Raw genomic sequence first — 7,672 nt, forward strand, 5'->3', positions numbered from 1 at the left:
GGCCTGGCTGATCCGCACGCGATCGACCACCACTGACACACACGCGCGAGGGGCCCGCATCTCCCTCCGGGATGCGGGCCCCTCGTGCGTGTGTGTCAGTGGTGGTCGATCGCGTGCGGATCAGCCAGGCCAGGACGCGATCAAACGGCGAGCTTGACCATGTCCGCCTGCGGGCCCTTCTGACCCTGCGAGATCTCGAACTCGACCCGCTGACCCTCTTCAAGGGTGCGGTACCCGTCCATCTGGATGGCGCTGTAGTGGACGAACACATCCGCACCACCGTCGACCGCGATGAAGCCGTAGCCCTTCTCCGCGTTGAACCACTTGACGGTGCCCTGAGCCATGCCTAACTCCCCTATTACTGGCCCTTGCGCGGGATCGCACTTCGCGGTCCCGGGTCAGAACTTGCGTCGGAACGCGTCGACCGCGGCTGAATGTATCTGGACCGACGCTGTCTGCAACAGGTCATTCCGACGAGAAATCTGGACACTCAGATACGTCGAAGAAGCATGAAAAGTTGGCATATTCCTGGGCAACTCGGACCCGACATATACCGCCAACGCCCCATATCGCGCTCGCACATTGACCCAATGTCGACCATGACGCGACCCGCTCATATGCACCGGGCAAGAACAGGGGAGGGGACTTCCCCAACTCTACCGCGCCCAACCAAGCAGAATTACCCCCTCCGCTTTCGCGCAGGGGGTAATTCGGGGAGTTGCACCCGTCAGCAGCCGCCGGCCACGGCGGGAATGATCGAGACGCCCGCACCGTCCGGCGTCGCGGCCTCCAGACCGCCCTCGAAGCGGACGTCGTCGTCGTTGACGTAGACGTTGACGAAGCGGCGCAGCTTGCCCTGGTCGTCCAGGATGCGCGCGCCGATCCCCGGGTGGTCGGCGTCCAGGGAGGCGATGACCTCGGCGAGGGTCGCGCCCTCGGCCTTCACCTCGGCCGCGCCGCCGGTGTAGGTGCGCAGGATGGTGGGGATGCGGACGGAGACGCTCATGGCGCTACTGCCTTTCCGGTAGTGCGAGGAAGAAGGGTCAGGCCAGGCCGGCGGCGCGGAACGCGTCCAGGCTGGGGCGGATGGTGGCGGTCTGGCCGCTGTCGGCGGCCACCGCCTCCAGGGTCTTCAGACCGTCGCCGGTGTTGAGGACCACCGTGGTCAGGGTCGGGTCCAGCAGACCGTTCTCGATGAGCTTCTTCGTCACGCCGACGGTCACGCCGCCCGCGGTCTCGGCGAAGATGCCCTCGGTCTGCGCGAGGATCTTGATGGCCTCGACGACCTGCTCGTCGGTGACGTCCTCGACGAAGCCGCCGGTGCGGCGGGCGATGTCCAGGACGTACGGGCCGTCGGCCGGGTTGCCGATGGCCAGGGACTTGGCGATGGTGTTCGGCTTCTGCGGGCGCACCACGTCGTGACCGGCCTTGAAGGCGGTGGACACCGGGGAGCAGCCCTCGGCCTGGGCACCGAAGATCTTGTACGGCCGGTCCTCGACGAGCCCCAGCTTGATCAGCTCCTGGAGACCCTTGTCGATCTTGGTGAGCTGGGAGCCGGACGCGATCGGGATGACGATCTGGTCGGGAAGCCGCCAGCCGAGCTGCTCGCAGATCTCGTAGGCCAGCGTCTTGGAGCCCTCGCCGTAGTAGGGGCGCAGGTTGACGTTGACGAAGCCCCAGCCCTCGCCCAGCGGGTCGCCGATGAGCTCGGAGCAGAAGCGGTTGACGTCGTCGTAGTTGCCCTCGATGCCGACCAGGTCACCGCCGTAGACACCGGCCATGACGACCTTGCCCTGCTCCAGGTCGTGCGGGATGAACACGCAGGAGCGGAAGCCGGCCCGGGCGGCCGCGGCGCCGACGGCGCCGGCCAGGTTGCCGGTGGAGGAGCAGGAGAGGGTGGTGAAGCCGAAGGCGCGGGCGGCCTCGACGGCGATCGCGACGACGCGGTCCTTGAAGGAGTGCGTCGGGTTGCCGGAGTCGTCCTTCACGTAGAGCTTGCCGGTGACTCCCAGCTCCTTGGCCAGGTTCCGCGCGTCCACCAGCTTGGTGAAGCCCGGGTTCAGGCTGGGCTTGCCGGCCACGTCCGCCGGGACGGGCAGCAGTGGGGCGTACCGCCAGATGTTGTCCGGGCCCGCCTCGATCGCCGCGCGCAGCGCCTCGGGGTCGCCGGCGGGGAGCTCGTAGGCCACCTCCAGCGGACCGAAGCACTCGACACAGGCGAAGATCGGGCCGAGCTCGAAGCGGGTACCGCACTCGCGACAGGAGAGTCCGGTCGCGGGACCGAGGTCGACGGTGGTGGGGGTGGCGACAGTCTGTGCAGCCATGACGGCGAGGCCCTTTCTCCTCATCTTCCTCGCGGCGCACTTCGCCACGAGACGGATTTGGCACCTTCCCTAGCCGGGGACCTCGCTGCTGCGAGAACCGACTGGAGGGTTGCCGGGGCTTCAACGGGCCGTTTCCCTCTGCCCCTCTGGATGAGCGGTATGGCGCGGGACACCGCGCGCCATGGCGCGTTCCCGAGCGTTTGTGCGTGCGTGGGGACCCCGACATGCGAGGGCCCTCCGCGTTGTTCAAGACTGTAACCGAAGGGTCGGGGTGTTGAGACTGCCGTCCGATCCGCGAGATGGATCACACCATCGTCCCGGGACACCGTCACACAGGGGAGCCGACACGTGCTGGAAGAGGTGGAGCGCTGGCTGGCCGACCGCTCCTGGTCCGCTGCCGACCGGCCGCTCGACCAGCTGCTGGAGGCCAAGCGGGCCTCCGGCAGCACGGTCAGCGTGGTGCTGCCGGCCCTCGACGAGGAGGCGACCGTGGGCGCCATCGTCGGGGCGATCCGGCGTGAGCTGATCGAGGGACTGCCGCTGCCGCTGGTCGACGAGCTGCTCGTGCTCGACTCGGGCTCCAGCGACCGTACGGCGGAGGTGGCCGCCGCGGCCGGCGCCCGGGTGGTGCACCGCGACACCGTGCTGCCGCGCATCCCGGCGCTGCCGGGCAAGGGCGAGGTGCTGTGGCGCTCGCTGCTGGTGACCACCGGGGACATCGTCTGCTTCGTGGACGCGGACCTGCGCGACTTCTCCACCGCCTTCGTCTCCGGGATCGTGGGCCCGCTGCTGACCGAGCCGGACGTGCAGTTCGTCAAGGCGATGTACGACCGCCCGCTGGACGACGCGGCGGGCCCGGTCGGCGGGGCCGAGCAGGGCGGCCGGGTCACGGAGCTGGTCGCCCGGCCGCTGCTGAACCTGCACTGGCCGCAGCTCGCCGGCTTCGTCCAGCCCCTGGGCGGCGAGTACGCCGTGCGCCGGTCGCTGCTGGAGCGGCTGCCGTTCCCGGTCGGCTACGGCGTGGAGCTCGGCCTGCTGGTCGACGCCCTGCACACGGTGGGCCTGGACGCCCTCGCCCAGGTCGACGTGGGGGTCCGCCGGCACCGGCACCAGGACGGGCTGGCCCTGGGCCGGATGGCCGCCGCCATCTACCGCACCGCGCAGCTGCGCCTCTCGCGCGGGCACTTGGTGCGGCCGGAGCTGACGCAGTTCGAGCGGGGGCCGGACGGGTTCGTTCCGCGCACCTGTCCGGTGGACACCGAGGAGCGGCCGCCCATGGCCGAGGTCAAGGAGTACGCGCTGCGCCGCGTGGCATGAGCGCACGCCGGGGCCGGTCCGGGGCGCTCGCGCCGCGGTGGGCGCGTGGCGGACCTCTCGCCGCGCCGGAACGGAACGGACGTTTGAGCAGCGGCGGCCCCGGCTAGGTTGGCCGCATGGCTTCCCAGGTACTCGTTGCAGCGAACCGCGGCCCCCTGTCCTACGTCCTCGCCGACGACGGCACGCTGGAGTCCCGGCGCGGCGGGGGCGGTCTCGTCTCCGGCCTGTCGGCGGCCCTCGCGGAGCAACCGGAGGCGCTGTGGATCTGCGCGGCCCTCTCCGGGGCGGACCGCGAGGCGGTGCGCCGGGGGGTGACCGAGCCCGGCGTCCGCATGCTGGACATCGATCCCACCATCTACGACGACGCGTACAACGGCGTCGCGAACTCGGTCCTGTGGTTCACCCACCACGTCCTGTACGACATCCCGCGCGAACCGGTCTTCGACGCGGAGTTCCGGCGCCGCTGGGAGTCGTACGAGTCCTACAACCGGGCCTTCGCCGAGGCCCTCGCGCAGGAGGCCGCCGAGGGCGCCTCGGTGCTGGTCCAGGACTACCACCTGGCGCTGGTGCCGGGGATGCTGCGGGTGCTGCGGCCGGACGTGCGGATCGCGCACTTCACCCACACCCCGTGGGCGCCGCCGCACTACCTGCGGATGCTGCCCGACTACGCCCGGGAGACCTTGGTGTGGGGCATGCTCGGCGCGGACCGGCTGGGCTTCCACACCGAGGCGTGGGCGCAGGCGTTCCTGGGCTGCGCGGAGCTCGACGACGCGTGGGGGCGGGCGGAGCCGCGGGAGGGGCGGGTGGAGCACCGCCGGTACGCGGTGTGGAAGCGGCGCACCACCGAGGTGTCGGTGTACCCGCTGGGTGTGGACGGCGAGGAGCTGCGGGCGCTCGCGCACCGGCCGGAGGTCGACGAGCGGCTGGCGGCGCTGCGGGCGGAGGTGGGCGGCTGCCGCACGATCGTGCGGGTGGACCGCACGGAGCTGTCGAAGAACATCGTGCGCGGGCTGCTGGCCTACCGGGAGCTGCTGGCCGAGCAGCCGGAGTGGCGGGAGCGGGTGGTGCACATGGCGTTCGCCTATCCCTCGCGGCAGGACCTCGCGGTGTACCGCGACTACACGGCGGCGGTCTCGCAGCTGTCGGCGCAGATCAACGAGGAGTTCGGCACGGCCGGCTGGCGGCCGGTGCACCTGCACGTCAAGGACGACTTCGCCCGGTCGCTGGCCGCGTACCGGCTGGCGGACGTGGCCCTGGTCAACCCCGTCCGCGACGGCATGAACCTGGTGGCCAAGGAGATCCCGGTGGTCTCCGACGCGGGCTGCGCGGTGGTGCTGTCCGAGGGGGCGGGGGCGTACGGGGAACTGCGCGAGGACGCGCTGACGGTGAACCCCTACGACGTCACGCAGACGGCCGAGGCCCTGCACCGGGCCCTGTCGATGCCGGAGGCGGAGCGCGCCGAGCGGACCGGCCGGCTGGCGGCCGCGGCGACGGCGCTCCCGCCGGCCCGGTGGTTCGCGGCCCAGCTCGCGGACCTGCGCGAGGAGGCGTCGGCGTAGCCTACGCCTCCTCCGACGCCTCGCGCAGGACGGCGGCGAGCCGGGCGAGGAAGTCGGCGACCGCGGCCGGTCCGGCGAGCACCAGGTCGGCGCGGGCGGCGAGTTCGGGCACCTCGGCCGAGCCGCTGCACACCAGCAGGCCGGGGGTGCCGTCGGTGCGGAGCTTCTCCACGGCGGCGTAGGCGGCGAGGTCGCCGAGGTCGTCCCCGGCGTAGAGGACGGCCTCGGCGCCGGTCTCGGCCAGGTACTCGGTGAGGGCCACGCCCTTGTCCATGCCGGGCGGGCGCAGTTCGAGGACGGCCCGGCCCGGCTCGACGATCAGGCCGTGCTGCTGGGCGAGTTCGGCGAGGGGCTCGCGCAGGGTGGCGAAGGCGGCCGCCGGGTCGGCGGCGCGCCGGGTGTGCACGGCCAGGGCCCGGCCCTTCTCCTCGATCCAGGTGCCCTGCCAGGCCCCGATCGAGTCGAGGAACCCGGGCAGCTCCGCGCGGACGGCGGCCACCCCGGGGTGCTCGGCGGGGGCGTGCACATGGCCGGTGACCGCGTCCCAGCGCTCGGCCCCGTAGTGGCCGAGGACCACGAGGTGCTCCAGGCCCGGGACCCCGGCGAAGCCGCCGTGGCGGACCGCGACGCCGGCCGGGCGGCCGGTGACCACGGCCACGGAGGCGACCTGCGGGGCCAGGGCCGCCAGGGCCGGTACGGCGGCGGGGTGGGCGCGGGCCTGGTCCGGGTCGGGGACGATGTCGGCGAGGGTCCCGTCGAAGTCGAGGGCGATCACGGATCGCCGGGGTGCGCGGAGCAGGGCCTGGAGCCCTTCACGTCCGGCGGCGGTGTCGGGCAGCGGCAGATCGTGCGGATGGCTGGTCCCCATGCCTACGACCCTACCGGCGCCACCGGCCGCCCGCCCAGGCTTCGGCGGTCCTCGCCCGGGGACCGCCGGGGAACCGTACGGCGACCGCACGGGATCGCAGGGCGATCGCCCGGGAACCGCCGGGGGACCGTACGGCGACCGCACGGGATCGCACGGCGATCAGCGGCGGGCCCGCCGGGCCTCGCGCAGGCGGCGCAGGCGGTTGACCGTGGTGGGGGCGTGGGCCAGGGCGCGGGGGTCGTCGATCAGGGCGTTGAGCAGCTGGTAGTACCGGACGGGGGTGAGTCCCAGCCCCTCCCGTATCGCCCGTTCCTTGGCGCCGGGGCCGGGCCAGGTCCGCCCCTCGTACGCGAGCACGCCGGCCTCGACCGCCGTCAGCTGCGCGTCTTCCGTCATACCGCCACACTAACGCCACCCACCGACACGCCCCCGGTCCCCCGGACGGCGGCACGGGGCCCCGGCCCCGGCGCCCCGCGGCGGGACCGCGGCGGGCACGGCGAAGCCCCCTCCCCGGACGGCCGGGAGGGGGCTTCGACGGACCGGGCGGCGGGATCAGACGTTGACGCCGAAGTCCTGGGCGATGCCGGCCAGGCCGGAGGCGTAACCCTGGCCGACGGCGCGGAACTTCCACTCGGCGCCGTTGCGGTAGAGCTCGCCGAAGACCATGGCGGTCTCGGTGGCCGCATCCTCGGAGAGGTCGTAGCGGGCGATCTCGGCGCCGCCGGCCTGGTTCACGACGCGGATGTAGGCGTTGCGGACCTGGCCGAAGTTCTGCGAGCGCGACTCGGCGTCGTAGATGGAGACCGGGAAGACGATCTTGTCCACGTCGGCGGGCAGGCCGGCCAGGTTGACGTTGATGGACTCGTCGTCGCCGGAGCCCTCGCCCGTGCGGTTGTCGCCGGTGTGGACGATGGTCTGGTCCGGGGTGGACTTGTTGTTGAAGAAGACGAAGTGGCTGTCGGACACGACCTTGCCCGTGGCGTTGACCGCGATGGCGGAGGCGTCGAGGTCGAAGTCGGTGCCGGTGGTGGTGCGGACGTCCCAGCCGAGGCCGACCGTGACGGCGCTGAGGCCCGGGGCCTCCTTCGACAGCGAGACGTTGCCGCCCTTGGACAGGCTTACGGCCATGGGATGTCCCTTTCCTCTTCGCTCCGCCCGCGCTCGGGCGCCGGGCTCGTCGCGGTGACGTTACCGCTGACCTTCATAACGCGGGGAGGGGCGGGCCGGTTCCCGGGCGGGAAATGCGCGGGAAATGCGGGTGACGGGACGGCACCGGGGGCGGAATCATGGACTCATGCCTGGTCCTTATCCCATCCGTGGCGGGGTCGCCCTGCCCGAGGCCGAACTCTCGTGGCGGTTCTCGCGTTCCTCGGGACCGGGCGGGCAGCACGTGAACACGTCCGACAGCCGGGTGGAGCTGCTGTTCGACCTCGGGGCCACCAAGGCACTGCCGGAGGTGTGGAAGCAGCGCGCGCTGGAGAAGCTGGCCGGGCGGCTGGTGGACGGCGTGCTCACCGTCCGCGCCTCGGAGCACCGCTCGCAGTGGCGCAACCGGGAGATGGCCGCGGTCCGCCTGGCCGCCCTCCTGGCCGAGGCCACCGCGC

9 protein-coding genes and 1 riboswitch are annotated in these 7,672 nt (G+C 72.2%); of the genes, 3 read left to right on the forward strand and 6 right to left on the reverse strand.

Going from position 1 to position 7,672, the window contains the following annotated elements; all coding sequences use genetic code 11:
• Positions 1–140 precede the first annotated feature (140 nt).
• The 3 genes from EF918_RS29215 to thrC all read right to left on the reverse strand — a co-directional run bounded on the left by EF918_RS29215 (position 141) and on the right by thrC (position 2,324).
• Positions 141–344 (reverse strand): cold-shock protein, encoded by a 204-nt coding sequence (locus tag EF918_RS29215; protein WP_005315736.1) that lies wholly within the window; start codon positions 342–344, stop codon positions 141–143.
• 383 nt (positions 345–727) lie between these two features.
• Positions 728–1,006 (reverse strand): MoaD/ThiS family protein, encoded by a 279-nt coding sequence (locus tag EF918_RS29220; protein WP_125651938.1) that lies wholly within the window; start codon positions 1,004–1,006, stop codon positions 728–730.
• Between the two features lie 37 nt (positions 1,007–1,043).
• Positions 1,044–2,324, reverse strand: a complete 1,281-nt coding sequence (gene thrC / locus EF918_RS29225) for a threonine synthase (protein ID WP_125651939.1) — start codon at positions 2,322–2,324, stop codon at positions 1,044–1,046.
• 17 nt (positions 2,325–2,341) lie between these two features.
• Positions 2,342–2,481: riboswitch (SAM riboswitch) on the reverse strand.
• Between the two features lie 191 nt (positions 2,482–2,672).
• Between thrC and EF918_RS29230 the strand changes: the two genes are divergently transcribed.
• The gene (locus tag EF918_RS29230; RefSeq protein ID WP_125651940.1) at positions 2,673–3,641 is read left to right on the forward strand and encodes a glucosyl-3-phosphoglycerate synthase; all 969 of its coding nucleotides are present in this window, start codon (positions 2,673–2,675) and stop codon (positions 3,639–3,641) included.
• A 116-nt stretch (positions 3,642–3,757) separates the two neighbouring features.
• A complete protein-coding gene (locus EF918_RS29235) occupies positions 3,758–5,200 on the forward strand; it encodes a trehalose-6-phosphate synthase (protein ID WP_125651941.1) in 1,443 nt (480 codons plus the stop codon).
• Between the two features lies 1 nt (position 5,201).
• On the opposite strand, the gene otsB is transcribed toward EF918_RS29235, so the two are convergent.
• The 3 genes from otsB to EF918_RS29250 all read right to left on the reverse strand — a co-directional run bounded on the left by otsB (position 5,202) and on the right by EF918_RS29250 (position 7,196).
• The gene (gene otsB / locus EF918_RS29240) at positions 5,202–6,068 is read right to left on the reverse strand and encodes a trehalose-phosphatase (RefSeq protein WP_125651942.1); all 867 of its coding nucleotides are present in this window, start codon (positions 6,066–6,068) and stop codon (positions 5,202–5,204) included.
• A 159-nt stretch (positions 6,069–6,227) separates the two neighbouring features.
• Positions 6,228–6,464 carry a DUF3263 domain-containing protein gene (locus EF918_RS29245; RefSeq protein WP_125651943.1) on the reverse strand — a complete coding sequence of 79 codons (237 nt, stop codon included), beginning with the start codon at positions 6,462–6,464 and terminating at the stop codon, positions 6,228–6,230.
• Between the two features lie 156 nt (positions 6,465–6,620).
• Positions 6,621–7,196: a TerD family protein gene (locus EF918_RS29250; protein ID WP_125651944.1), complete on the reverse strand. Its 576-nt coding sequence runs from the start codon at positions 7,194–7,196 to the stop codon at positions 6,621–6,623.
• A gap of 166 nt (positions 7,197–7,362) precedes the next feature.
• Between EF918_RS29250 and arfB the strand changes: the two genes are divergently transcribed.
• The coding region (gene arfB / locus EF918_RS29255; protein ID WP_125651945.1) for an alternative ribosome rescue aminoacyl-tRNA hydrolase ArfB at positions 7,363–7,672 on the forward strand (310 nt) is incomplete at its 3' end.

It is taken from the genome of Streptomyces sp. WAC06614, assembly GCF_003949795.1.
GTDB lineage: Bacteria > Actinomycetota > Actinomycetes > Streptomycetales > Streptomycetaceae > Streptomyces.